26 protein-coding genes are annotated in these 22,575 nt (G+C 62.8%); 19 read left to right on the top strand and 7 right to left on the bottom strand.

Annotated elements, in window-relative coordinates:
• Positions 1–18 precede the first annotated feature (18 nt).
• From fliS to ACQ4W7_RS01480, 5 genes are read left to right on the top strand one after another with little or no spacing between them, the layout of a single operon-like run.
• On the top strand, positions 19–465 hold the full coding sequence (fliS, locus tag ACQ4W7_RS01500) for a flagellar export chaperone FliS (protein ID WP_426071644.1): 447 nt from the start codon (positions 19–21) through the stop codon (positions 463–465).
• 3 nt (positions 466–468) lie between these two features.
• On the top strand, positions 469–795 hold the full coding sequence (locus ACQ4W7_RS01495) for a flagellar protein FliT (RefSeq protein ID WP_426071643.1): 327 nt from the start codon (positions 469–471) through the stop codon (positions 793–795).
• Between the two features lie 17 nt (positions 796–812).
• Complete coding sequence (gene fliK, locus ACQ4W7_RS01490; RefSeq protein ID WP_426071642.1) at positions 813–1,991, top strand: flagellar hook-length control protein FliK; 1,179 nt, start codon at positions 813–815, stop codon at positions 1,989–1,991.
• Positions 1,984–2,310: an EscU/YscU/HrcU family type III secretion system export apparatus switch protein gene (locus tag ACQ4W7_RS01485; RefSeq protein ID WP_426071776.1), complete on the top strand. Its 327-nt coding sequence runs from the start codon at positions 1,984–1,986 to the stop codon at positions 2,308–2,310. The genes fliK and ACQ4W7_RS01485 overlap by 8 nt, the downstream gene beginning before the upstream one ends.
• Positions 2,311–2,335: 25 nt before the next feature.
• Positions 2,336–3,082 (top strand): flagellar brake protein, encoded by a 747-nt coding sequence (locus tag ACQ4W7_RS01480; RefSeq protein WP_426071641.1) that lies wholly within the window; start codon positions 2,336–2,338, stop codon positions 3,080–3,082.
• A 143-nt stretch (positions 3,083–3,225) separates the two neighbouring features.
• On the opposite strand, the gene fliE is transcribed toward ACQ4W7_RS01480, so the two are convergent.
• Complete coding sequence (gene fliE / locus ACQ4W7_RS01475; RefSeq protein ID WP_426071775.1) at positions 3,226–3,528, bottom strand: flagellar hook-basal body complex protein FliE; 303 nt, start codon at positions 3,526–3,528, stop codon at positions 3,226–3,228.
• On the opposite strand from fliE, the gene ACQ4W7_RS01470 reads away from it, so the two are divergent.
• The 14 genes from ACQ4W7_RS01470 (at position 3,425) to fliR (ending at position 15,239) form a co-directional block, all read left to right on the top strand.
• Positions 3,425–3,769, top strand: coding sequence for a hypothetical protein (locus ACQ4W7_RS01470; protein WP_426071781.1), 345 nt, complete (start codon positions 3,425–3,427; stop codon positions 3,767–3,769). The two genes, fliE and ACQ4W7_RS01470, sit on opposite strands and share 104 nt — an antisense overlap.
• Positions 3,770–3,855: 86 nt before the next feature.
• Positions 3,856–5,571: a flagellar basal-body MS-ring/collar protein FliF gene (gene fliF / locus ACQ4W7_RS01465; protein ID WP_436527933.1), complete on the top strand. Its 1,716-nt coding sequence runs from the start codon at positions 3,856–3,858 to the stop codon at positions 5,569–5,571.
• A complete protein-coding gene (fliG, locus tag ACQ4W7_RS01460) occupies positions 5,564–6,562 on the top strand; it encodes a flagellar motor switch protein FliG (protein ID WP_034787109.1) in 999 nt (332 codons plus the stop codon). The genes fliF and fliG overlap by 8 nt, the downstream gene beginning before the upstream one ends.
• Before the next feature lie 43 nt (positions 6,563–6,605).
• Entirely contained in the window at positions 6,606–7,319 is a 714-nt protein-coding gene (locus ACQ4W7_RS01455; protein ID WP_436528286.1) for a flagellar assembly protein FliH, read from the top strand.
• 89 nt (positions 7,320–7,408) lie between these two features.
• The gene (gene fliI, locus ACQ4W7_RS01450; protein ID WP_243136568.1) at positions 7,409–8,725 is read left to right on the top strand and encodes a flagellar protein export ATPase FliI; all 1,317 of its coding nucleotides are present in this window, start codon (positions 7,409–7,411) and stop codon (positions 8,723–8,725) included.
• Positions 8,726–8,757: 32 nt separating this feature from the next.
• Positions 8,758–9,198: a flagellar export protein FliJ gene (fliJ, locus tag ACQ4W7_RS01445; RefSeq protein ID WP_436527931.1), complete on the top strand. Its 441-nt coding sequence runs from the start codon at positions 8,758–8,760 to the stop codon at positions 9,196–9,198.
• A 19-nt stretch (positions 9,199–9,217) separates the two neighbouring features.
• The gene (locus tag ACQ4W7_RS01440; RefSeq protein ID WP_436527929.1) at positions 9,218–10,504 is read left to right on the top strand and encodes a flagellar hook-length control protein FliK; all 1,287 of its coding nucleotides are present in this window, start codon (positions 9,218–9,220) and stop codon (positions 10,502–10,504) included.
• Between the two features lie 186 nt (positions 10,505–10,690).
• Positions 10,691–11,203, top strand: a complete 513-nt coding sequence (gene fliL / locus ACQ4W7_RS01435; protein ID WP_436527927.1) for a flagellar basal body-associated protein FliL — start codon at positions 10,691–10,693, stop codon at positions 11,201–11,203.
• Between the two features lie 6 nt (positions 11,204–11,209).
• A complete protein-coding gene (gene fliM / locus ACQ4W7_RS01430) occupies positions 11,210–12,196 on the top strand; it encodes a flagellar motor switch protein FliM (RefSeq protein WP_034754035.1) in 987 nt (328 codons plus the stop codon).
• A 52-nt stretch (positions 12,197–12,248) separates the two neighbouring features.
• Entirely contained in the window at positions 12,249–12,683 is a 435-nt protein-coding gene (gene fliN, locus ACQ4W7_RS01425) for a flagellar motor switch protein FliN (protein WP_034754038.1), read from the top strand.
• Entirely contained in the window at positions 12,680–13,306 is a 627-nt protein-coding gene (fliO, locus tag ACQ4W7_RS01420) for a flagellar biosynthetic protein FliO (protein ID WP_436527925.1), read from the top strand. The genes fliN and fliO overlap by 4 nt, the downstream gene beginning before the upstream one ends.
• Positions 13,296–14,072, top strand: a complete 777-nt coding sequence (fliP, locus tag ACQ4W7_RS01415; RefSeq protein ID WP_436527923.1) for a flagellar type III secretion system pore protein FliP — start codon at positions 13,296–13,298, stop codon at positions 14,070–14,072. Before fliO ends, fliP begins: the two co-directional genes overlap by 11 nt.
• Positions 14,073–14,082: 10 nt before the next feature.
• Complete coding sequence (gene fliQ / locus ACQ4W7_RS01410; RefSeq protein WP_426071634.1) at positions 14,083–14,352, top strand: flagellar biosynthesis protein FliQ; 270 nt, start codon at positions 14,083–14,085, stop codon at positions 14,350–14,352.
• A gap of 32 nt (positions 14,353–14,384) precedes the next feature.
• Entirely contained in the window at positions 14,385–15,239 is an 855-nt protein-coding gene (gene fliR / locus ACQ4W7_RS01405; RefSeq protein WP_426071633.1) for a flagellar biosynthetic protein FliR, read from the top strand.
• A 9-nt stretch (positions 15,240–15,248) separates the two neighbouring features.
• On the opposite strand, the gene ACQ4W7_RS01400 is transcribed toward fliR, so the two are convergent.
• The 6 genes from ACQ4W7_RS01400 to ACQ4W7_RS01375 all read right to left on the bottom strand — a co-directional run bounded on the left by ACQ4W7_RS01400 (position 15,249) and on the right by ACQ4W7_RS01375 (position 22,573).
• A complete protein-coding gene (locus ACQ4W7_RS01400; protein ID WP_436527920.1) occupies positions 15,249–16,508 on the bottom strand; it encodes an MFS transporter in 1,260 nt (419 codons plus the stop codon).
• A gap of 48 nt (positions 16,509–16,556) precedes the next feature.
• Positions 16,557–17,000: a MarR family winged helix-turn-helix transcriptional regulator gene (locus tag ACQ4W7_RS01395; RefSeq protein WP_426071631.1), complete on the bottom strand. Its 444-nt coding sequence runs from the start codon at positions 16,998–17,000 to the stop codon at positions 16,557–16,559.
• Positions 17,001–17,168: 168 nt separating this feature from the next.
• Positions 17,169–18,410: a flagellar hook-associated protein FlgL gene (flgL, locus tag ACQ4W7_RS01390; RefSeq protein WP_426071630.1), complete on the bottom strand. Its 1,242-nt coding sequence runs from the start codon at positions 18,408–18,410 to the stop codon at positions 17,169–17,171.
• Between the two features lie 51 nt (positions 18,411–18,461).
• Positions 18,462–20,429, bottom strand: a complete 1,968-nt coding sequence (flgK, locus tag ACQ4W7_RS01385) for a flagellar hook-associated protein FlgK (RefSeq protein ID WP_426071629.1) — start codon at positions 20,427–20,429, stop codon at positions 18,462–18,464.
• A gap of 88 nt (positions 20,430–20,517) precedes the next feature.
• On the bottom strand, positions 20,518–21,447 hold the full coding sequence (flgJ, locus tag ACQ4W7_RS01380; RefSeq protein WP_426071628.1) for a flagellar assembly peptidoglycan hydrolase FlgJ: 930 nt from the start codon (positions 21,445–21,447) through the stop codon (positions 20,518–20,520).
• Positions 21,448–21,457: 10 nt separating this feature from the next.
• Positions 21,458–22,573: a flagellar basal body P-ring protein FlgI gene (locus ACQ4W7_RS01375; RefSeq protein WP_436527917.1), complete on the bottom strand. Its 1,116-nt coding sequence runs from the start codon at positions 22,571–22,573 to the stop codon at positions 21,458–21,460.
• Positions 22,574–22,575 lie beyond the last annotated feature (2 nt).

Genomic DNA, 22,575 nt, shown 5'->3' with positions numbered 1-22,575 from the left:
CCATCATCAGGAGAATATATGTTTGGAACCCAACAACGCGGCGTCAACGCCTACGCCAAGGTCGGCCTGGAAACGGGCATCGTCTCGGCCTCGCCGCACAAGCTGATCGTGATGCTGTACGACGGCGCCCTGGTGGCCGTGCTCAGCGCGCAGGTGCATATGAAATCGGGCAATATTCCGGAAAAGGGCAAGTCCATCTCGAAAGCCATCCAGATCATCGACAATGGTTTGCGCGCCAGCCTGGACAAGGAGGCGGGCGGCCAGATCGCCGAAGGCCTCGACGCTCTGTACGAGTATATGAGCGCGCGCCTGCTGATGGCTAACCTGAACAACGATATTCCCCTGCTGGAAGAAGTGCAGCGCCTGCTGACCGACTTGCGTGAAACCTGGAACGCCATCGGCACCACGCCCGCCGCCATCCCCGGCGCCGATTTGAAACGTATGCCCAGCCTTGCGAGCGCCTGACCCATGATGACCCATCAAGAAGTCCTGACCACCTACGAAACCATGCAGTCCCTGACGGGCCGGATGGTGACCGCCGCCAGCAACGCCGACTGGGACGCGCTCGAAGCGCTGGAGCAGCAAGTGAGCGCGCATGTGGAAGCGCTGAAGGCGAATGAAGCAAAAGTCGTGCTGGAAAGCGCCGGCCGCCAGCGCAAGGTCGCCCTGATCAAGCAGATATTGGAAGACGACCGCAAGATCCGCGACCTGACCATGCCGTGGATGGCGCATTTGTCCAAGCTGATCAACAGCACCGGCACCGAACGGCGCCTGGCCAACGCCTACGGCGCGTAAGCGCACACGGGGGCGCCATGTTGCCGAAGATGGAAGCCATCGGCATGACGCCCTTGACCCCGGTCAAGGCCACGCGGGCGACCGATGCCGTCGCCGACCCGCGCCAGGCTGAGTTCCAGCGCTCGCTGCAGGGACTGATCGGCAAATCCATGCAGGGCCAGGTGCTGGCCCGCATGGGCGACGGCAGTTACCTGGTGCGCGTCGCCGGCACCCCGGCCCGCATGCAATTGCCGGCCGGCGCCCAGCCGGGCACGGAGATTCCGCTGACCTTGATCGGCATCAACCCCCGCCCCTCTTTTCAAATCGGCGCTCACCGCGATCAGGCCGCCAATCCACTGCTGACCTACGCCGACGCCGATGCAGAACCCGACGCCTTTGACGCGCGCGGCGCCCAGGCCGGTGCAGCCCAGGCGGGCACGCGCGCCAGCAGCACGGCCGCCACACTGCTCAGCCGTGCACCTCTGACGCCGGCCAATTTGCTGCCCGCCCTGGCAGGCGATACGCCGGCGCCGGAACTGAGCACCACCGCGCGCGCCATCAGCACCGTGCTCAGCCAGGCGGAAAGCGTGCCCGGCGCGCCACTGGCGCTGGTCGGCAAGACGCCGCTGATGGCCACGCCGGGAGCCGATCCGGCGCAGGTGGCGCAAAAGCTGCGCGACACGGTCGGCAGCAGCGGCTTGTTCTATGAATCGCATGTGGCCGAATGGGCCGAAGGCAAGCGGCCGCTGGCCTCGCTGCTGCTGGAACCGCAAATGCAAAAGGCCGCGCCGGGCGAGACGCCCAAGACGGGCACCGACCTGGCCTCGGCGCAACTGATCAATTTGCAGTTGCATACGCACGAACAGGCGCGCGTGCAATGGCAGGGCGAAGCCTGGCCCGGCCAGAAGATGCAGTGGGATATCAGCAAGGATGCGCCGGAAGGACAACAGCACGAAGGGCGCGACGGTGACGAGGAAGCGACGGCCTGGCGCAGCAATGTGCGCTTCCAGTTCCCCCTGTTGGGCGACCTGGCCGCGCACGTGGTCTTGCAGGGCGGCCGCGTGCACATCCAGCTGCAAGCGGGCAGCGAAGGCAGCGCCGACACCTTGCGCCAGCATGCGGCGCGGCTGGAAGCGTCGCTAGCCGCGGCCGGCTGGCCATTGTCGTCGTTGACGATCGCCGGCAAGCCCGAGGGGGCTGGAGAAGATGATGCTTGACGACACCAAGCGCAAGGTGCCGCAGACGGCCGTCGCCCTGGCTTACCAGAGCGGCACGCCGGCGCCCAAGGTGGTGGCCAAGGGCAGCGGCCTGATCGCCGACCAGATCATCAGCACGGCGCGCGAACACGGCGTCTTCGTGCATGAATCGAAAGAATTGGTGGCGCTGCTGATGGATGTCGACCTGGACCGCCAGATTCCGCCCGGCCTGTATCGGACGATTGCGGAACTGCTGGCCTGGTTATATCATATTGAAACTGCGAAGGGCGGCCCCATCCCGCCGCCGCCCGACACCAGCGTCAACCTCACCGATACATAGACAGGCATCAATGCAAGCACATATTATGGATTCCGGCCTCGAAAACTGGCATGACTTTGAAGTGGAATCGCGGCGGGAAATCATCGCCTTGCTGCGCAGCATCAGCGAAAAGAGCCAGCTGATCCGCATGCTGATCCACGGAGAATCCGATGTGTGCGTCACCTCCATCCTGGAAGTCGATGCCGAACGCAATAGCGTCATCCTCGACCGTTCCGTGAACGCCGACCAGAATCGGCGCATGGTGGCCGCCACCGGCATCTCGTTTGAAACCTCGCTCGACAAGATCCGCATCCTGTTTGCCAGCGCCCTGGTGGAAGAGTGCCTTCACGGCGGTACGCCCGCCTTGAAAATTGCCATTCCGGAAACATTGATCCGCTTGCAGCGGCGCGAGTATTACCGCATGAGCACGCCCGTGAGCAATCCCGTGCGCGTCTCGATTTCCCTGCCGCCCTCGCTGGGCGGCGCCGACACCCTGTTTCCGCTGGCCGACATCAGTTGCGGCGGCATCGCCATCCTGGACAATAAACTGATACTGGGCGAGACCATCGGCAGGGACTATCCCGGCTGTCGCATCGACTTGCCCGACGTCGGCATCGTCACCGCCACCTTGCAAATTCGCAATTCGCTGGACATGACCTTGCTGAACAATAAGCTGAACCGCCGCCTGGGCTGCCAGTTCGTCGACCTGCCGCGCAGCATGCTGGCGCATGTGCAGCGCTATATCACGCGGTTGGAGCGTGAAAGGAATGCACGCATGGCGGGGTTGGGTTAACACCTTACAAACCTACTGCGCGTCGCCATTTGCGGCCTGCGATGCTCACTGTACTAAAGTACAGGTCCGCTTCGCGGCCACAACTGGCTTGCACTCGCTACGGTTTGCAAGGCGTTCGTGACATGCGAATACACTTGCCTGTATCAAACTTGCATATTCATGATCTCGTGATACGCCGACACTAATTTATTGCGCACCTGCACCGTCGCCTGGAATTCGATGCTGGACTTTTGCATCGACACCATCACATCCGACAGGCTGACCTTGTCGTCGCCCATGGTAAAGCGCTGGCCCAGCGCCGACGACGCCTTTTGCGCGCCGCTCACGGAGTCCAGCGCGCTCTTGAAGGCATCGGCAAAATTCACCTTCGCCGCCGGCATCTCGGTCTGGATCGCCGGTATTTTTGCCTCCGGCCGCGTGGCCGCCGACTTCAGTTGCGCGATCATCGCCTCGATCCTGCTGCTGTCGATACCGCCTGTTTTCACTTTGCCTCCCGATTCTCGTCGATTCCTGCCTGTTGCTTCCGGAGAACAAAACTCCAGTCAGCAAGGCAACGACGGGTACAATAACTTCCGTCACCTGTTGCCAAGGTTCCACAATACCAGTGCCAACGCCAGCCGCTCGGCCGAGCAGGCGGCAAAAGCGCCTTCTGTTTGGACGATTGAAGCGCGTGACAGTGGCGGATAATTCTGCATATCGCCCCCTCCTCCTGAGGAAGCGGCCCGCACGCATCATCCAATACCCGTCAATAACACGCGCCCCGGAAGGCAATCATGGCTGTAGCCGAAGAAATCGATGTGAACCGCATACCACAGGAACCGGCGCCTGCCCGTTCGCCCGTGGAGTCCGTGCAAGCCTTCGCCAAGACGCCGATGGGCAAGAATTTCCTGCGTGGCCTGGGCGTGGCGGCACTGATTGCCATCGGCGTGGCCCTGTACATGTGGAACCAGCCACCCGAATACAAGGTCCTGTTTTCCAACTATACGGACCGCGACGGCGGCGCCATCACCGCGTCGCTGGACCAGCTGGGCATCAAGCACAAGTTTTCCGAAGGGGGCGGCGCCATTCTCGTGCCCACCGAGCAAGTCCACGACGCGCGCCTGAAACTGGCCGCGCAAGGCTTGCCGAAAGGCGGCAACGTCGGCTTCGAGCTGATGGAAAACCAGAAGCTGGGCGTCTCGCAATTTTTGGAACAAGTCAATTTCCAGCGCGCGCTTGAGGGCGAACTGGCGAAATCGATCGAATCGGTATCCGCCGTCGACACGGCGCGCGTCCACCTGGCCTTGCCAAAGCCATCCGTCTTCGTGCGCGAACAGCAAAAACCGACCGCCTCCGTGCTGCTGAACCTGCATCCGGGCCGCGGCCTCGACCAATTACAAGTGAGCGCCATCGTGCACCTGGTGGCCTCCAGCGTGCCGGAATTGCTGCCGATCAATGTCACCGTGGTCGACCAGGCCGGCACCTTGCTGTCGAACCAGGAAAAGGACAAGGACCGCGCCAACGGCATCAAGAGCCTGGACCCGAACCAATTAAAGTACGTGCAGCAATTGCAGCAAAGCGTGATCAAGCAAGTCGAATCGATCTTGCTGCCCATCGTCGGCGAAGGCAATGTGCGCGCCGAAGCGACGGCCGATGTGGATTTTTCGCAAAGCGAGCAGGCGGCAGAAACCTACAAGCCGAACTCGCCGCCGGAAGCGTCCACCATCCGCAGCCAGCAAACGAACGAATCGACGGGCGCCGGCAATGCCAACCCGTCCGGCGTGCCGGGCGCCCTGTCGAACCAGCCGCCTGGCGTGGCCACGGCGCCATTGACGGCCGAGGCACCGGGCGCGGCACCGGGCGCACCGACGGCACCGACCCAGAAAGAATCGACGACAAATTACGAAGTTGACAAGACCGTGCGCTACGAGCAGAAATCCATGGGCGGCTTGCGCCGCCTGTCGGTCGCCGTCGTCGTCAACTACCGCCGCAGCTTCGACAAGGATGGCAAGGTCACGGTCAAGCCGATTTCTCCTGCTGAAATGGTCCAGATCAATAATCTGGTCAAGGAAGCGATGGGCTACAACAAGGAGCGTGGCGACAGCTTCAGCGTGGCCAACTCGCCCTTCGACGGCATCGATCGCGCGCCGGAAGGCAAGCTGGAGTGGTGGCGCGACCCAGCCAACTTGCCGCTGGCCAAGGAACTGGCGAAATTCCTCATCACGGCCCTGATCCTGCTGTATATCTTCATCAAGATCGTGCGCCCGATGCTGCGCCCCGTGATGCGCAAGATCGACGATTTCGGTGCCCCACCGCCCGTCATCGAGCCGGAACTGAGCAAGGACAGCGCAGAAAACGAAGTCCTGCTCAGCGAAGCCGAGCTGGAAGAACTGGAAGAAGATACGGCCCGCGGTTATCGTGAAAACCTGGCGATGGCCAGGAAACTGGCACAGGAAGACCCGCGCGTGGTGGCCAACGTAATCAAAGCATGGATAGGCAATAATGACTGAGACAACGGGACTGCAAAAAGCATCCATCCTGATGCTGGCACTGGGCGAGAGCGAAGCGGCCGAGGTCATGAAATTCCTCGGCCCGCGCGAAGTGCTGAAACTGGGCGCCGCCATGGCCACCATGAAGGGCATTGCGCACGAACAGGTGGTCGAGGTGCTCGACGACTTCCGCGCGCAGACGGAACTCAATTCCACGGTCGGCCTCGATTCGGACGAATATATCCGCCAAGTCCTCACCAAGGCGCTGGGCGACGACAAGGCGTCCGTGCTGCTGTCGCGCATCCTGGGCGGCAAGGATGCGTCCGGCATCGAATCGCTGAAGTGGATGGATTCGCAATCCGTGTCCGAGCTGATCCGCAACGAACACCCGCAGATCATCGCCACCATCCTGGTCCACCTGGAACGCGACCAGGCTTGCGAAATCCTCGGCCATTTCACGGACCGCCTGCGCAACGACGTGGTGCTGCGCATCGCCACCCTGGACGGGGTGCAGCCGGCCGCCTTGCGCGAACTCAACGATGTGCTGACGAAACTGCTGTCCGGTAACGAAAACATCAAGAAATCGTCGCTGGGCGGCGTGCGCGCGGCAGCCGAGATCCTCAACTTCATGAGCGGCGAGCAAGAAGGCTCCGTGATGGACAATATCAAGAACTACGACAACGACATGGCGCAAAAGATCATGGACGAAATGTTCGTGTTCGACAACGTGATCGACATCGATGACCGCGGCATTCAATTGCTGCTGCGCGAAGTGCAGTCGGAAATGCTGATCATCGCCCTGAAAGGCGCCTCGCAAGAGCTGCGCGACAAGATCTTCAAGAACATGTCGCAGCGTGCTGGCGAGATGATGCGCGAAGACCTGGAGTCGAAAGGCCCCGTGCGCCTGTCGGAAGTGGAATCGCAACAGAAACAGATCCTGCAAATCGTGCGCCGCCTGGCGGACGAAGGGCAGATAGTACTGGGTGGAAAAGGCGAGGATTCGTTTGTCTAATTTAATACCCAAAGAGCAACAAACCGCATACCAGCGCTGGGAAATGACCTCGTTTGGCGACGAGCGTCCCAGCGTGGTGGCGGCGCGCAAGCTGCTCGAACCGGAGCCGGAAGCACAATTCGACCCGGGCGTTGATCCATATGGCGAGCTGCACGAAGAAGAACTGGCCCCGCCGCTCGAGTATCCGACACAGGAAGAACTTGACGCCATCCGCGAGGAAGCGCGCGCCACGGCCTTCGATGAGGGCCGCGCCGCCGGCTATGCGGAAGGCCACGCGGCCGGGCATGCCGATGGCCATGCCGCGTCGTATGCTGAAGGCAAGGCGGCATCTGCCGTGGAGTTGGCGCATCTGCAAACCATCGCCGTCGACTTCGGCACAGCCGTGCACCAGGCCGATGAACTGATCGCCAATGACGTGATGGAACTGGCCTTGCAACTGGCCAAGGGCATGCTGAAAGCGGCCTTGCCCGTGCGCCCCGAGCTGATGCTGCCGATGGTGCGCGAAGCTATCGAATACTTGCCCGTGCTGCAACAACCGGCCTTGCTGATGCTTAATCCGGAAGACGCGCAAGTGGTGCGCGACGGCATCGGTGACGAGCTCGACAAGGGTGGCTGGCGTGTCATCGAAGACCCCAGCGTGGAACGCGGCGGTTGCAAGATCGACACGGCCAGCAACCAGATCGACGCGCAGACGTCCACCCGCTGGCAGCGCCTGACACATGCGCTGGGCAAAGACCTGGACTGGCTGACGCCGTGAGCGAGCCCGTCAAAGGCCCGGCTGCCCATGCGGCGCGCTGGCGCGCCTACCTGAGCGACTGTTCGGCCGTGGTCGGTTTTGTCGAACCGATGCAAATTTCCGGCCGGGTCACGCGGGTCGCCGGCCTGGTGATGGAAGCGGTGGGCCTGCGCCTTGCCGTCGGCGCCGCCTGTACCGTGCCGCTGCCGAATGGCGGGCGGGTCGAGGCGGAAGTGGTGGGGTTTGAAGGCGAACGCCTGTTTTTGATGCCGCAAAGCGACGTCGAGGGCATCGTGCCCGGCACGCGCGTGTTTTCCGTCGAACCGGCCATCCCCCGCCCGGGCAGCGTGGCGCACCCGCGCCGCCGCCCCAGCGACCGTGCGCGCCACCTGCCGGTGGGCCCGCAACTGCTGGGCCGCGTGCTCGACGGCGCGGGCCGCCCGCTCGACCAGCTTGGTCCCCTGCTCACGACGGACAGCGCGCCCATCAATGTGCGCCCTGCCAATCCGCTGGGCCGTGCACCCATCGTGACCACACTGGACGTGGGCGTGCGCTCGATCAATGCCATGCTGACCGTAGGCCGAGGTCAGCGCATGGGCCTGTTCGCCGGTTCCGGCGTGGGCAAGAGCGTGCTGCTGGGCATGATGGCGCGCTACACGGAGGCGGACGTGATCGTCGTCGGCCTGATCGGCGAACGCGGCCGCGAGGTGAAGGAATTCATCGAGCAAATCCTCGGTGCCGAAGGCCTGGCCCGTTCCGTCGTCGTGGCCGCGCCGGCCGACACGCCGCCCCTGATGCGCCTGCAGGGCGCCGCGTATGCGACGGCCATTGCCGAGTATTTCCGCGACCAGGGGCAAAATGTACTGCTGATCATGGATTCGCTGACCCGCTACGCCATGGCGCAGCGCGAAATCGCCCTGGCCATCGGCGAGCCGCCCGCCACCAAGGGTTATCCGCCGTCCGTCTTCGCCAAGCTGCCCGTGCTGGTGGAACGGGCTGGCAACGGCGAAGAAGGCGGCGGCTCGATCACCGCCTTCTACACCGTGCTGACCGAGGGCGACGACCAGCAGGACCCGATCGCCGACTCGGCGCGCGCGATTCTCGACGGCCATATCGTGCTGAACCGCCGTTTGGCGGAAGCGGGACACTACCCGGCCATCGACATCGAACAATCGATTTCACGTGCTGCCCACTCGATCACCACGCATGAACATCAGCAGCAGGCGCGCAAGCTCAAGCAACTGTATTCGCGCTATGAACGCAGCCGCGACCTGATCAGCGTGGGTGCCTACAGCGCCGGCACCGATCCCGTGCTGGACCAGGCCATCGCCCTGCATGAAAAGATCGAGGCGTTTTTGCAACAGCAAATTACGGAACGGGTCAGCATGGACGAGAGCTTGGGGCAACTTACCGCTCTATTCGACTGATTAGGGCTTGCATAGCGGGAATATAATCAAGCATGGCCTCTCCTTCCCAACTTGCAACCCTGATTGACCTTGCCCAGCGCGAAACGGATGATTGCGCCAAGCGTCTGGGCGCGGCCCTGAAAGCGCTCGCCGATTGCCGCGAAAAGCTCGACATGCTATCCGGCTACCGCGATGACTATGCCCAGCGTTTTGAGGCAAGCATGAGCAATGGCATTACGCCCACGGCCTACCGCAATTTCCAGGCCTTCATGGTCAAGCTCGACAGCGCCATCCTGGGCCAGCAGCAAGTGGTCGAGCATGCGCAAGCGCGCAGCGACAATGAAAAGATGCGCTGGCAGCTGGCAGAACGCAAGCGCATGTCATACACCACCCTGAACAACCGGGCGCAGGAACAGGCGCTGAAGCTGGAAAACAAGCGCGACCAGAAAGCAATGGATGAGCACGCGGCGCGACAAGCCTATTACAAACGCTAAGTAACACTGAGGCAGCATCATGCAAACCCTGCAAAACCCGATTTCCCAGATTGTCTCGCCAAACGCCACGCCGGGCGCCGCCAACCGCAGCCAGCCACCCAGCAGTGGCACTGCGGGCGACTTCCAGCGCACCTTGAACCGCCAGATCGAGCAACGCCAGGCCAGCCGCAATTTGGAGCAAGCAGCACCGGCGGCGCCCCGCCCCGCCAGCCCTGCCGCCACGCCGGCACCCGCCCAGGCGCCGGCCAAGGAAACGAAGCCGGCGCAAGCCGGCACTGAACCGGCAGCCAACAGCGAACAGCCATCCGCGCCTGCCACCGCGGCAGCCGTGCCCGCCAGCGGCGATGCTTCCAGCACCGCGGCCGAGGCAAGCGTGCCCGCTATCGCCACCGCGACAGCACCGCCGCCAGCCGATCCGGCCGCCGAGATGCTGGCCTTGGTGGGCAGCATCCAATTAGCCATCCAGCCGCCAGCGGCAGCAGCCAAGGCCGTGCCGGAACTGCCCGCGCGCGCCAGCGTCAAGGCCGACGGCAAGGGCCTGACAACAGCGCCATTACTGGCAGCCGGCCAAGGCAGCGTCAAGGCTACCGCCACTGTCGTCGCGCAAGCCGACAGCGGCGACTTTGCCGACAGCCTGGGCCAGGCCCAGAGCAAGACAACAGCCACGCCCGGCACCAACGTGCCGACCGGCAAGGCCGAGCCGGGCAAGCTGACCATCGATGTCCAACTGGCAGCCACCGCCAGGGCTGGCACCGCCGTGGCCGAAGCTATCATCAAGGAAACGCCAGCCGACCTGAGCCGCCTGGCGGCCCAGTTGCAGCCAAGCGCGCTGCAGCAGGCTGCCGCCGCCGTGGCCGTGCCGGCAGACAAGCTGACGGGCCGGGTCGGCACGCCGGCCTGGGACCAGCAACTGGGGCAGAAAGTCGTGTGGATGGCGGCCGGCGGCGACCAGAGCGCCACCCTGACCCTGAATCCGCCCGACCTGGGTCCCGTGCAAGTGGTCCTGACGGTCACCAATGACCAGGCCGATGCCGCCTTCATGTCAGCCCAGCCCGAAGTGCGTCAGGCGCTGGAAGCGGCCATGCCGCGCCTGCGCGAGATGATGAGCGAAGCGGGCATCGCCTTCGGCAACGCCACCGTCTCGGCCGGCACGCCGGAACAGCAAAACAATGGCGAACGGGCCGCCTCGGGCGGGCGCCGCGGCAATGGCCAGGGCGGCGACGTAGCGGGTGGCGAGATCGCCATCGCGCCAGCGGCAGGCGGACGCAGCCGGCCAAGCCTGGGTGCCGTGGATACCTTTGCCTGAGGATAATTCGTCGTCCACACGCCACTGGCGCGCCCCACAGCGTAACTTTTCGTCTAAAAACAGCGAGTTGAGGGCGCTTCCGCCCTCTTTTCACCGCATCCTTCTGCGCAGAATTTGCCGATAATGACATAATGGCGTCGTGATCCACTTCCATGCACTTGAGTACCATTGAAAGCAAATCCAAAAATGAAAGCAGATCCGAAAGCAGATGCAGGCCTGGCCCCTGCCGGCGCCTCGAAAAAGAAGCTTCTGATCATCGTGCTGGCCTCGGTGCTGGTGGCCGGCGGCATCGGTGGCGGTGCCGCCTGGTACTTCCTGCATGGCAAGGCTGACAAGGAAGAATCGGCGCCCAGCAAGAAGAAAAATACCGCTTCCAAGGCAGGTCCGCCTGTCTTCGTGCCGATCGACTCCTTCACCGTCAACTTGCAGCCGGAAAATGGCGAGCAATACCTGCAAATCGCGTTTACCTTGCAGGCCAGCAGCCCGGAAGAAATGGACTTGATCAAGGTCAACATGCCGAAAGTGCGCAGCCGCTTGCTGCTGCTGCTGTCCGGCAAGAAGGCATCCGAACTCAATACCGTGGAAGGCAAGCAGCAACTGGCGGCCGAAATCATCAATCAGGTGAACCAGCCGTTCGAGGACAAAGGGCCGGAGCAGGACGTGACGGACGTATTATTTACCGCATTCATCATTCAATAAGCAGCCATGGCCGATAATTTCCTCTCCCAGGAAGAAGTCGATGCCCTTTTGAAGGGCGTCAACGGAGACCAGGACGACGCGCAGGCGCCGGAAGATGTCACGGGAGTTCGTACCTACAACCTGGCAACCCAGGAGCGCATCGTGCGCGGCCGGATGCCAACGTTGGAAATTATCAACGAGCGTTTCGCCCGTCTGCTGCGCGTGGGCCTGTTCAACTTCCTGCGCCGCAGCGCAGAAGTGTCGGTGGGTTCCGTGCGCGTGTCGAAATACAGCGAGTTCATCCGCAACCTGGTGGTGCCGACCAATTTGAACCTGGTCCACATGAAGCCGCTGCGCGGCACGGCCCTGATGGTCTTCGATCCGGGCCTGGTCTTTCTGCTGGTCGACAATCTGTTTGGCGGCGACGGACGTTTTCATACGCGTGTCGAAGGGCGCGACTTTACGCAGACGGAGCAGCGCATCATTTTGCGCATTCTCGACATCGTCTTTGAAGCCTACACCAAGTCGTGGGAGCCGGTCTTCCCCGTCGAATTCGAATATATCCGCTCGGAAATGAACACGCAGTTCGCCAACATCGCCACGCCGAACGAGGTGGTGGTGGCGTCCACGTTTACGGTGGAACTGGGCTCCGTTTCCGGACAAATCCACTTCTGCATGCCGTATTCGATGATCGAGCCGATCCGCGATTCGCTGACCTCCAGCCTGCAGGGTGAAGCGCTGGAAGTGGACAAGCGCTGGATCCGCCTGATGACGCAGCAGATCCAGATCGCCGAAGTCGAACTGGTGGCCTCGCTGGGCACCGCGCGCGTCTCGTTCGACGAAATCCTGAACATGAAAGTGGGCGACATCATTCCGCTCAACATTCCCGAACTGATCGCCGCCACCGTCGACGGCGTGCCCGTCATGGATTGCACCTACGGCGTGTTGAACGGACAATATGCGCTGAAGGTCGAAAAGTTGCTGGCGAATGCCGACAATATGAATAATCATTAAGTAATGCACTCGGGCCGCGCTGCGGTCCGCATCTGTACAACAGGAGAAACACATGTCTGACAACCAAGACGACCAAAGCGCGGAAGACGATTGGGGCGCGGCCATTGCCGAGCAGGCCAAGGCGGAAGCCGAAGCACTGCAAAACCAGGCTGCCAATACGGCCAGCGCGGCCAGCGCCGCCGTATTCAAGGACTTTTCCAAGCAGGCATCGAAGTCGGAAACACACAACGATATCGATTTCATCCTCGATATCCCCGTGCAACTGACGGTCGAACTGGGCCGCACCAAGATCGCCATCAAGAACCTGCTGCAACTGGCGCAGGGATCCGTGGTCGAGCTCGACGGCCTGGCGGGCGAACCGATGGACGTGCTGGTGAACGGCTGCCTGATCGCCCAGGGCGAAGTGGTGGTGGTGAATGACAAGTTTGGTATCCGCCTGACGGACATCATCACGCCTTCCGAACGTATTCGAAAATTGAATAAATGAAGCCTGGCCTGTTGATTTCCACCTTGCTGCCGCTGGCAGCGGCGTGCTGTATCGCCCAAGCCGCACCGGAACCTGCATCGGCACCGGCGTCCGCGCCGGCGTCCGCACCGGTTGCCGCAGCGGTGACGGCAGCAGCGCCGGCGGCCAGCACAGTCAAGCCCCCTGCCGAAGTGGCAACTGAAAAAACCGCTACCGCCGCTGAAGCGGCGCCCGCGCCTGCCGCCGCCCTGCCCGTCATGCCACCCGGCGCGCCCATGACGATGGCACCGACGAGTTCGGCCGGTAGTTTGCTGCAAACCATCCTCGCGCTGGTGTTCGTGCTGGCCCTGCTGATCGGCCTGGCCTGGTTCATGAAGCGCTATGGCCCCAAGGTGATGGGCGGCAACAACAAGATGCGCGTCGTCAGCTCGCTCAATCTTGGCGGACGCGAACGCATCGTCCTCGTCGAAGTGGCGGACCAGTGGATCGTCGTCGGCGCCTCGCCCGGCCGCATCAACGCGCTGGCCACCATGCCGCGCCAGGAAGGCGAGCCGCCGCAACTGGCCACGGCGCAAAACGGCCCCGCGGCCGCCAATTTTTCCGAGTGGCTGAAACAGACCATCGAAAAACGCAATGGGAAATAAGCAGCAGATGGCGTGGTCCAACTTGAAGACTCCCCTGACCTGGCTGCTGGCGGCCGTCGCGCTGGCCTTGCCGCTGTGGGCCATGGCCCAGCCGGGCATCCCGGCCTTCAACAGCACGCCGGCGCCGGGCGGGGGACAGAATTACTCGCTGCCGGTGCAGACGCTCATCCTGATGACGTCGCTCACCTTCCTGCCGGCGGCCCTCTTGATGATGACCTGCTTTACGCGCATCATCATCGTGCTGTCCCTGCTGCGCCAGGCCATCGGCACGCAATCGGCGCCGCCCAACCAGGTGCTGGTGGGACTGGCCCTGTTCTTGACCCTGTTCGTCATGGGTCCCGTGTTCGACAAGATGTATACGGATGCCTATCTGCCTTACCAGGAAAACAAGATCAGCATGCAGCAAGCCATGGACAAGGGCGTCGATCCGCTGAAAACCTTCATGCTCAAGCAGACCCGCCAGGCCGACCTGGCCCTGTTTGCCAAGATGTCGCGCTCGCCGGCCCTGCAAGGTCCGGAAGACGTGCCGCTGCGCATCCTCGTGCCTGCCTTCGTCACGAGTGAACTGAAAACGGCGTTCCAGATCGGCTTTGCCATCTTCATCCCGTTCCTGATCATCGACATGGTGGTCGCCAGCGTGCTGATGTCGATGGGTATGATGATGATGTCACCGGCCACGATCTCGCTGCCGTTCAAGCTGATGCTGTTCGTGCTGGTCGATGGCTGGCAACTGCTGCTGGGCTCCTTGTCACAGAGTTTTTACTAGGGGAAATACGATGACACCCGAAAGCGTCATGACCCTGGGCCGCCATGCGATGGAAATCACCCTGATGGTGGCCGCGCCCATGCTGCTCGTCGCCCTCATCATCGGCTTGATCGTCAGCATCTTCCAGGCGGCCACGCAGATCAACGAGTCGACCCTGTCCTTCATCCCCAAGCTGGTCGGCATCTTTGTCGCCATCGTCGTGGCGGGCCCGTGGATGCTGTCCGTCATGCTCGACTACATGCGCCAGGTATTTACCGGCATTCCAAACCTGGTAGGCTGAGTTGCTGCAGCGCCCGCCATTGTGCTGACCTTATGCTAACCCTGTCGAGCATCGAACTGAATACCTGGATCGCAGCACTGCTGTGGCCGCTTAGCCGCATCCTTGGCCTGATTGCGGCCGCTCCCCTGTTCGGCAACGCGGCCGTGCCAGCCAGCGTGAAGGTGACCCTGGGTGCGCTGCTGGCCATGATCATCGCCCCCACCGTACCGGCCCTGCCTGCCGTCAATCCGATGTCCTTGCCCGGTTTGCTGATCCTGACGCAAGAGATGCTGGTGGGCCTGGCCATGGGCTTTTCCATCCGCATCGTGTTTTCCGCCATCGAAATGGCCGGCGAGCTCAGCAGCCTCACCATGGGCCTGGGCTTCGCCTCCTTCTTCGACCCGCAAACCAAGGGCCGTTCGTCGGCCATCAGCCAGTTTCTCGTCATGCTGGCCACGTTGATGTTTCTGACCGTTAATGGCCACCTGGTCTTGCTGGCGGCGCTGGCGGAAAGCTTTGTCAGCCTGCCGATTTCATCGAGTCCCATCAGCGGCGGCGGCTTCCAGCAATTGGCGGCCTGGGGCGGGGAAATCTTCCGTTCCGGCTTGCAGATTTCGCTGCCCATCATCGCTGCCTTGCTGCTGACCAACGTGGCGCTGGGCATTTTGACGCGCGCCGCGCCGCAGCTGAATATTTTCGGTATCGGCTTCCCCGTCACCCTGGGCGTGGGCTTGCTGGTGATCGGCATGGTCCTGCCCTACCTGGCCACGCCCTTCCAGAACATGTTCCTGCGCGGCATAGAAACGGCGCGTTTGCTGCCGCGCGGCTTTGCCACGCGCGACCGCCCGCCCCCGCCCGCGCCGCAGAACCCCTTGCGTCCCGCGGCGCCGGCAACACCGGCGCGATGAGGCCCGGCCTCAAGACTGGCCGCTGCCGAGCGCCAGGCGCCAGCGCCGCACATCGAGATTCACACGCAACTGTTGATGTTTGACCAGGTAGCGCACGCCGACCAGCGCCGCCGCCAGGCCCGACAGGGCGGCTATGCCCAGCGCCCAGCGCGGGCCGAAGGTATCGGCCACCCAACCCACGACGGGCGCGCCCAGCGGCGTGCCGCCGGCCGAGATGGCCAGCAGGATGGCCATCACGCGGCCCCGCATGGCGGGCGCCGTCGACAGTTGCACACTGCTGTTGACGCTGGTGCTAAACGTTTGCGCGGCGATGCCGATGACCACCAGCATCATGCCGAACAGCCAGTAATTGGGCATCACGGCGGCCAGCGCGCAGGCCAGGCCGAACAGCGCAGCGGCGCCCAGCAGCAAGGCCAGGGTGGGCTGGCCGCGCCCGGCCGCCAGCAGGGCGCCGGCCACGGAGCCGCAAGCCATCACGGAACTGAGCACGCCATACTGGCCGGCGCCCGCATGGAAGGCCGTCACCGACATGGTCGACAGGAAAATCGGAAAATTCAGTCCGAAGGTGCCGATCAGGAACAGCATCAGCAGGATGGCCATCAAGTCGGGCCGCTGGCGCACGTAGCGGAAGCCCTCGCCCAGGCTGGCGCGCGTGGCCTTCAGGCGCGGCGCGCGGCGCAGCAATGCCACGCGCAGCAGCAACAGTGAACCGATCACGGCCGCAAACGAGACGGCGTTGATGATGAAGACCCAGCCGCTGCCGACGCTGCTGATCAACAGCCCCGCCACGGCAGGGCCCAGCATGCGCGCCGCATTGAACGAAGTGGAATTGAGTGCCACGGCATTCGTCAAATCTTCCTCACCGACAATTTCGGAAACAAAGGTCTGACGCACGGGCGAATCGAAGGCCGTCACACAGCCCAGCAGGAAAGCAAACACATACACGTGCCACAGTTGCACAAGGCCGCTGATGCACAGTATCCCGAGTCCCAGCGCCAGCAAGCCCATGGCCGCCTGCGTACACAGCAACAATTTCCTGCGGTCGAGCAGGTCGGCCGCCATGCCCGTCAGGGGCAGCAACAGTAGTTGCGGGCCGAATTGCAAGGCCATGACGATGCCGACGGCGCTGGCATTGTGCTGCGTCAATTCGCTCAGCACCAGCCAATCCTGCGCCGTGCGCTGCATCCAGGTGCCTATATTCGACACCAGGGCGCCAGCGGCCCAGATACGGTAATTGGGAATGCGTAGAGAACGGAATGTGTTGTTCATCTGGGCGTGCGGGCTCCTTGCCGGGGTCGGGGTGGATGGTTCAGCGGATCACTGCGCCAAGCGTTTGAGTAGCGCCACCGCATGGTTCAGTTCGGTGACTTCGTCCGGCGTGAGCCGGGTTTCAATGGTGCGCGCCAGCCAGTCTTCACGCGCGGCGCGGCTGGCCGCTATCCAGGCACGGCAACTGTCCGTCAGGGTCAATAGCGTCTGCCGGCCATCCAGCGGGTCGGGCGAGCCCGTCACCAGCTGCGCCTCGCTCAGCGCCAGCACCGTGGCGGCCATCGACTGGGGCCGCATGCCTTCGGCGCGCGCCAGGCTGCTGGCGGTGGCCGGGCCATCGCGCTCAAGACGGCTCAGCACGGACGCCTGCGACATGCTGACATCCCCCAGATGCGCTTCCTCGCGCAGGCGGCGGCGCAATTTTCCGATGAGAATGCGCAAGTCGCCGGCCAGCTGCAATACGTGTTCGTGCTCTTCTTGTGGGGTGTGCATGGGAAGCAGGTAGTGGATCAACAAGCTCCACTATAACAGATGCACAGGTAGACTGCACAGTTTGCCTGTGTATCTTATCAAGAGGAGCATCTTGCGGACGCAAAAAAGCCGGGGCGGGAGATGCACTCCCTGCCCCGGCTTGCCGGTCATCGAGCCGATATCGAACGCCTAACTGATGTAATTGAACAGCGACAGGCCCGAGATCGAGGTGAACGTTTTCTGTGCCGCCTGCAGAGTGACTTGCTGCTGGCTGAAGTTGGAAATGGCTTTGACCATGTCCAGGTCCTGCAGGTCCGACAGGGTGGTGGCGTACTGGATGTCGAGGTCGTCGCCAGCGCTGTCGAGATAATCGAGTTCCTTCATGCGGGTACCGACTTCCGCGCGCAAGGACAGTACATTGTCGTAGGCCGTGTCGAGAATATTATGCGCGACGTTCAAGCCGTTCGTCAGGCGCGCCTGGCCCGCATCGCCGCTGCCCGGCTGGCGCAGCACGCCGATCAGGTTTTTCACGGTGGTAAACAGCGATTCCTTGGCGCTCGGTTCCAGCGTAAAGCTGTCCTGGTCGGCAGGCTTGCCCGTGATGTTCACTTGCTGGCCGTCGAAGGTGATGGTGTCGCCCGCCTTGTAGGCGATGGGCACGGCGGGATTTGGCACCGTCTGGCCTAGCGTGGCGTCCGTGACGGTGTACGTGGTGACAGCGTCGGTGCCCGTGCCGGTGACCTTGAAATCGATCGAATACTTATGCCCCGTCAATACCGACGGGTCCGTCACCGTGCCGCCCGAAACGATGCCCGAGCCGCCGCGCGTAAAGTTGGCGGTGGCGGCCGCCGTGGTGAACTTGCCATTGCCGGTCAGGTTATTCTCGAACACGGTGGCACCGGAATCGCTGGTAGCGAGGTAACGCGCCGAGCCCACCTGCAATTCGCGCTGGCCCTGGTCGCCCACATAAGCGGCGCCCGTCGGCGTCTGGCTGAATGGCTGGGTGGTGGATTTATAGCCGGAAAACAGGTAGCCGCCGGCGCCGTCGGCCGTGTTTGCGATGCCCATCAAGTCGGTCAGCCGGCCTTCCAGCTCCTTGGCCAGGGTATCGCGGTCGACATCCTTGAGGGAAGGATTACCGGCCTTCACGACCAGGTCTTTCACGTCGGCGATCAGCGCAGTGGTGCTGGCCAATGCCAGCTCTTCCTGCGACAGGAAATTCTTGGCGTTCGAGCGGTTCGTCACGAACTGGGTATTGATCGATTGCGACTGCGTCACTTCCAGCGCGCGCGCCGAGGCGATCGGATCGTCGGCCGGCGTCAGATTGCGACGGTTCGACGACAGCTGCATCTGCGTACGGTTCAAGGCGCCCTGCAGATTATTCAGCTGCGAGCTGCCCTGGTCATAAATCATTCGTGTGCTGATGCGCATGATGCTGCCCTTCCAGAAAGCCGCCGCGCACTACGTCGCGGCGAAAATTGATTAACGTCCCAGGCCGATCACCACGTCGAACAGGGTGCTGGCGATCTGCATGACCTTGCCGCACGCCTGGTAGGACTGCTGGTAACGCAGCAGGTTGGCCGCCTCTTCGTCGAGGTTGACGCCGGAAACGGCCTGCTGCTGGGTGCTGGTCTGCTGCAGCAAGGCCAGGCTGGCCAGGCCGCTGACCTGTACTTCACGTGTCTTGTTGCCCACGAAGCTGACGGTTTGCGCATACGAACCCTGGAACGTGGCATTGCCGCCATCGAGAATATTCTTCGTCTGCAAGCCCGCCAGCAGCGCGGCGTTGCGGTTGTCGCCCACACCACCCAAGTTCGGTGCAATGGTGAATTTATCGCCCTGCGCCGGCGCGCCCGTCATGCTGACATTGATGCCGCCAAAGCTGAGGCTATCGCCTTCCTTATACGGGATGTTTGCCGTCCCGGCAGGATAGGTCGTTGTGGCGCCATTCAAGCCCTTGACTGTCACCGCCTGGCCGGCCGGGAAACCCGTCAGCGAGGTGGTCGCCTTGTCATATGTCAAGGTCAGGGGACCCGTCAGGGTGTTGCCCGGGGTCAGGTATGCCTTGTCGACGGAGCCTGCACTGAGCTTGCCCGTGCCCGTATTGGCCACCGGCGCCGAGGTGGCGATGGGAGCGGCGGCGGCGATCTTGTTGCGGTCGGTGATCAGCACGGCCATGCCGGCCGCGCCATTCGCCGTCGGCTTGATGACGTAGTTGTCGCCTTGGGCGGCCGTGCCCGCGATCGAGAAATCGACGCCGTCGATGGTTTGCGGCCCCGTTTGCGGATACGGATTGATGATGGTGTGTGCGCCGTCGGATTCGCGCGTCACCACATAGTTGCTGCCGTCGTATTTCAAGCTGTAATCGCTGGCCGTCAGCTTGGTGGGGTCGCTGACCTTGGCCGACAGCACGGTGGTGCTGCTGGCGTTGTTGCCGCGGTCGGCGCCGATCACGGGGTCGGGTATCTTGAAGAAGTCGCCGCCCATGGCGCCATTCAAGTCCTGCCCCAGCTTGTGCTGGTCGTTGAAGGTGCTGGCCAGCGCGATGGCCACCTTGCCCAGGGAGTTCTGGACATTGTCCAGGGTGCCGCTGCGGAAATCCAGCAAGCCGCCCAGCGAGCCGCCGGTGAGGGAGCTGTCCGGCAGCACGCTGACGGTACTGCCCGTAACATAGCCCACCTCAATGCGGTTCGGGTCCGTCCGCGAAGGCGTGGCCGCCAGCTCGAAGCTGCGGTCCGCCACCACCAGCGGCTGGCCCGCGCCGATGGAAATGGTCACGGTATTGTTGGCAGCGGGTTGCACCGTCGCCTTGACGTATTTGTTCAATTCCGTGATCAGCTGATCGCGCTGGTCCAGCAGATCGTTGGGCTGGTTGCTGGCATCGACCGACAATTGGGAAATCGACTTGTTCAGCTCGGCGAGCTGCTTGGCATAGGTGTTAATCACCGCCACATTCGACGTGATCTGCGAATTGACGCCGTCGCCGATCTCCGTCAGGCGCGCGCTCAAGCCCTGGAAACGGGAAGTGAGCGAGCCGGCGCTCGACAGCAGCGCCTGGCGCGAGGCGACCGAAGACGGATTGGCGCTGAAATCCTGCACGCCCTTGAAGAAATCTTGCAGGGCGGGCGACAAGCCCGCCGTGGGGTCGGCCAGCAAGTTGTCGATCTGGCTGATCTGCGTGTAATAGCTATCGAGCGCGCTGGTGGCGCTTTGTGCGGCATTCACCTGGGTGGCCATGAAACTGTCGTACTGGCGCTTGATCTGCGACACTTCCGTGCCCGTGCCGACGAAGCCATAACCGGCATAGTTCGACTGCGAAGTCTGCTGCAGCACCGTCTGGCGATTGTACCCGGGTACATTCGCATTGGTGATGTTGTGCCCGGTCGTCGACAGGCCCACCTGCGCTGCAAGCAAACCGCTCTTACCGATGCTGAGTAGATTCGAAGTCATGGTGTCTTATTGGTTACCGTCAAATGTATTTACGGCAGCCGCGGCGAAAACTTGAAGCGCGCGGCCTGCACAAGGGTAGGGAGGCGGATTAACCGACCAGCGAATGCTTGATGATCTTTGTCAATTTGGCAGCGTAATTCGGGTCCGTCGCGTAGCCGGCCTTTTGCAAACCTTGGGCGAACGTGCTGGCGTCGCCCGCGCTGGCGAGCACTTTTTCATAGCGCTTGTTGTTGGTAATCAACTGCGCATAATCCTTGAAACTGTCCGCGTAGCTGTCATAGGCGCGGAATTTTTCCACCTTGCGTTGCGCCTTGCCATTGACATATTCCGTGGTGACGGCTTCTGTGACCTTGCCCTTCCAGTCGCCCGTGGCCTTGATGCCAAACAGGTTGTGGCTGCTGCTGCCGTCGCGGCTGATGATTTCGCGCTTGCCCCAGCCCGTTTCCAGCGCCGCCTGGCCCAGCATGAACTTGGCCGGGATGCCGGTGGCGCGACTGGCTTCTTCCGCATGCACGCCCAGCTTTTCCTGGAAGGCGCGCACGTGCGGCGCCTGCGTGGCGTTGGCCTTGTCGCTCAGGGTCTTGCCGGTGGCGGTGGCGCTGGCCGCGCCTTCGGTCAGGGCGCCCTGCTGCTGGCGGAACGCGGCCAGCGCCTGCGCGATACTCGACGCGCGGGGCGATGCCGCTTCCGCCGTGCCATCGACAGCCAGCGCCTGGCTGGACGATGACAGTTGCCGCATCAGCACGTCCGCCAGGCCCGTGCCCCGCTTGGCCAGGTTCTGGCTCGTCTGCTGATCCAGCATCGAGGTGTACATCTTGCTTTGCTGGCTATCCATGATGCCGTCCTGCGGCGAGGCTTCGCGCATGCTTTTCATCATCATATTGATGAACATGGCTTCAAATTGCGTGGCTGCCTCTTTCAGGGCGGCAGGGTCCTTCGCCTTGGCGGACTGGCGCAAGCCATCCATGCCCTTGACGTCATAGGCGGCGGTATTGCTGAGGTCGGTTTGGCTGATCATGGCGTACCCATCAAATGATTTCAAGTTCGGCGCGTAGCGAACCTGCCGCCTTCATCGCCTGCAGTATGGCCAGCAAGTCTTGCGGCGAGGCGCCGATGGCATTCAAGGCTTTCACCACGTCGGACAGCGAAGCGCCGCCCTTGACCAGCATGACCTTGCCCGGTTCCTTCTTGATATCGATCTGTGCCGTCTGCGTAACCACCGTGCGCCCGCCCGACAAAGGCGCCGGCTGGCTCACCTGCGGCTCGACATTGATGGTGACGGACAGGTTGCCGTGCGAAATGGCGCATGTTTCCAGGGTCACGGATTGGTTCATCACCACGGAACCGGTGCGCGCATTCATGATGACCTTGGCTGCCAGGCGAGCCGGATTGACTTCCATGCTTTCCAGCTGGCCCAGGAAGGTCACGCGCTGGTCGCTGCCGCCCGGCGACTGCACCTGGATCACGCGCCCGTCCAGCGCGGCGGCCGTGCCGGCGCCGTAGCGGCTGTTGATGGCGTCGACCACCCGGCTGGCGGTGGAAAAATCGGTGGCGTTCAACTCCAGGCGTATCGTATTGTTGGCGCCCAGCACCGAAGCGACGCTGCGCTCGACGGTGGCGCCACCCGAGATGCGTCCCACGCTCAGGTGATTGACGGTGACGGAGCTGCCGGCCGCCTGCGCGCCCACGCCGCCGACCAGCACGTTGCCCTGCGCCATGCCATACACCTGGCCATCGGCGCCCTTCAATGGCGTCATCAATAACGTGCCGCCGCGCAAGCTTTTCGCATTGCCCATCGACGACACCGTCACGTCCAGCATCTGGCCCGGCTGGGCAAATGCGGGCAAGGACGTCGTCACCATCACGGCCGCGACGTTCTTCAATTGCAAGCTGGTGCCTTGCGGCAAATTAATGCCTTGCTGCTGCAGCATCGCCGCCACGCTCTGGATGGTAAATGGCGTTTGCGTGGTCTGGTCACCGCTGCCGTCGAGGCCGACGACGAGGCCATAGCCCATCAGCTGATTCTGGCGCACGCCGGCGATGCTGGCCAAGTCTTTCAGGCGCTCGGCCTGTGCCAGGGGCGCCAGCATGGCGGCCGCCAGGCCGCAGATGACTAAAAAGCGGGGAAAAGTAAAAGTTGCCATGA

The organism is Janthinobacterium algoris, assembly GCF_051380935.1.
Classification (GTDB): Bacteria; Pseudomonadota; Gammaproteobacteria; order Burkholderiales; family Burkholderiaceae_D; genus Janthinobacterium.
Note: the sequence above shows the minus strand (reverse complement) of the source record. Positions and strands in the feature narration are given on the sequence as shown.

Excerpts from the sequence above, each read along its gene's own strand:
- ACQ4W7_RS01455 (WP_436528286.1), top strand. The coding sequence starts at position 6,606 with ATGACCTCGTTTGGCGACGAGCGTCCCAGCGTGGTGGCGGCGCGCAAG.
- fliS (WP_426071644.1), top strand. The coding sequence starts at position 19 with ATGTTTGGAACCCAACAACGCGGCGTCAACGCCTACGCCAAGGTCGGC.
- flgJ (WP_426071628.1), bottom strand. The coding sequence starts at position 21,447 with ATGATCAGCCAAACCGACCTCAGCAATACCGCCGCCTATGACGTCAAG.
- ACQ4W7_RS01440 (WP_436527929.1), top strand. The coding sequence starts at position 9,218 with ATGCAAACCCTGCAAAACCCGATTTCCCAGATTGTCTCGCCAAACGCC.
- fliP (WP_436527923.1), top strand. The coding sequence starts at position 13,296 with ATGGGAAATAAGCAGCAGATGGCGTGGTCCAACTTGAAGACTCCCCTG.
- ACQ4W7_RS01495 (WP_426071643.1), top strand. The coding sequence starts at position 469 with ATGATGACCCATCAAGAAGTCCTGACCACCTACGAAACCATGCAGTCC.
- fliK (WP_426071642.1), top strand. The coding sequence starts at position 813 with ATGTTGCCGAAGATGGAAGCCATCGGCATGACGCCCTTGACCCCGGTC.
- fliN (WP_034754038.1), top strand. The coding sequence starts at position 12,249 with ATGTCTGACAACCAAGACGACCAAAGCGCGGAAGACGATTGGGGCGCG.
- ACQ4W7_RS01395 (WP_426071631.1), bottom strand. The coding sequence starts at position 17,000 with ATGCACACCCCACAAGAAGAGCACGAACACGTATTGCAGCTGGCCGGC.
- fliJ (WP_436527931.1), top strand. The coding sequence starts at position 8,758 with ATGGCCTCTCCTTCCCAACTTGCAACCCTGATTGACCTTGCCCAGCGC.
- fliG (WP_034787109.1), top strand. The coding sequence starts at position 5,564 with ATGACTGAGACAACGGGACTGCAAAAAGCATCCATCCTGATGCTGGCA.
- fliM (WP_034754035.1), top strand. The coding sequence starts at position 11,210 with ATGGCCGATAATTTCCTCTCCCAGGAAGAAGTCGATGCCCTTTTGAAG.
- fliF (WP_436527933.1), top strand. The coding sequence starts at position 3,856 with ATGGCTGTAGCCGAAGAAATCGATGTGAACCGCATACCACAGGAACCG.
- fliE (WP_426071775.1), bottom strand. The coding sequence starts at position 3,528 with ATGATCGCGCAACTGAAGTCGGCGGCCACGCGGCCGGAGGCAAAAATA.
- fliI (WP_243136568.1), top strand. The coding sequence starts at position 7,409 with ATGCAAATTTCCGGCCGGGTCACGCGGGTCGCCGGCCTGGTGATGGAA.
- flgK (WP_426071629.1), bottom strand. The coding sequence starts at position 20,429 with ATGACTTCGAATCTACTCAGCATCGGTAAGAGCGGTTTGCTTGCAGCG.
- fliR (WP_426071633.1), top strand. The coding sequence starts at position 14,385 with ATGCTAACCCTGTCGAGCATCGAACTGAATACCTGGATCGCAGCACTG.
- ACQ4W7_RS01375 (WP_436527917.1), bottom strand. The coding sequence starts at position 22,573 with ATGGCAACTTTTACTTTTCCCCGCTTTTTAGTCATCTGCGGCCTGGCG.
- fliO (WP_436527925.1), top strand. The coding sequence starts at position 12,680 with ATGAAGCCTGGCCTGTTGATTTCCACCTTGCTGCCGCTGGCAGCGGCG.
- fliQ (WP_426071634.1), top strand. The coding sequence starts at position 14,083 with ATGACACCCGAAAGCGTCATGACCCTGGGCCGCCATGCGATGGAAATC.
- fliL (WP_436527927.1), top strand. The coding sequence starts at position 10,691 with ATGAAAGCAGATCCGAAAGCAGATGCAGGCCTGGCCCCTGCCGGCGCC.
- flgL (WP_426071630.1), bottom strand. The coding sequence starts at position 18,410 with ATGCGCATCAGCACACGAATGATTTATGACCAGGGCAGCTCGCAGCTG.
- ACQ4W7_RS01480 (WP_426071641.1), top strand. The coding sequence starts at position 2,336 with ATGGATTCCGGCCTCGAAAACTGGCATGACTTTGAAGTGGAATCGCGG.
- ACQ4W7_RS01485 (WP_426071776.1), top strand. The coding sequence starts at position 1,984 with ATGCTTGACGACACCAAGCGCAAGGTGCCGCAGACGGCCGTCGCCCTG.
- ACQ4W7_RS01400 (WP_436527920.1), bottom strand. The coding sequence starts at position 16,508 with ATGAACAACACATTCCGTTCTCTACGCATTCCCAATTACCGTATCTGG.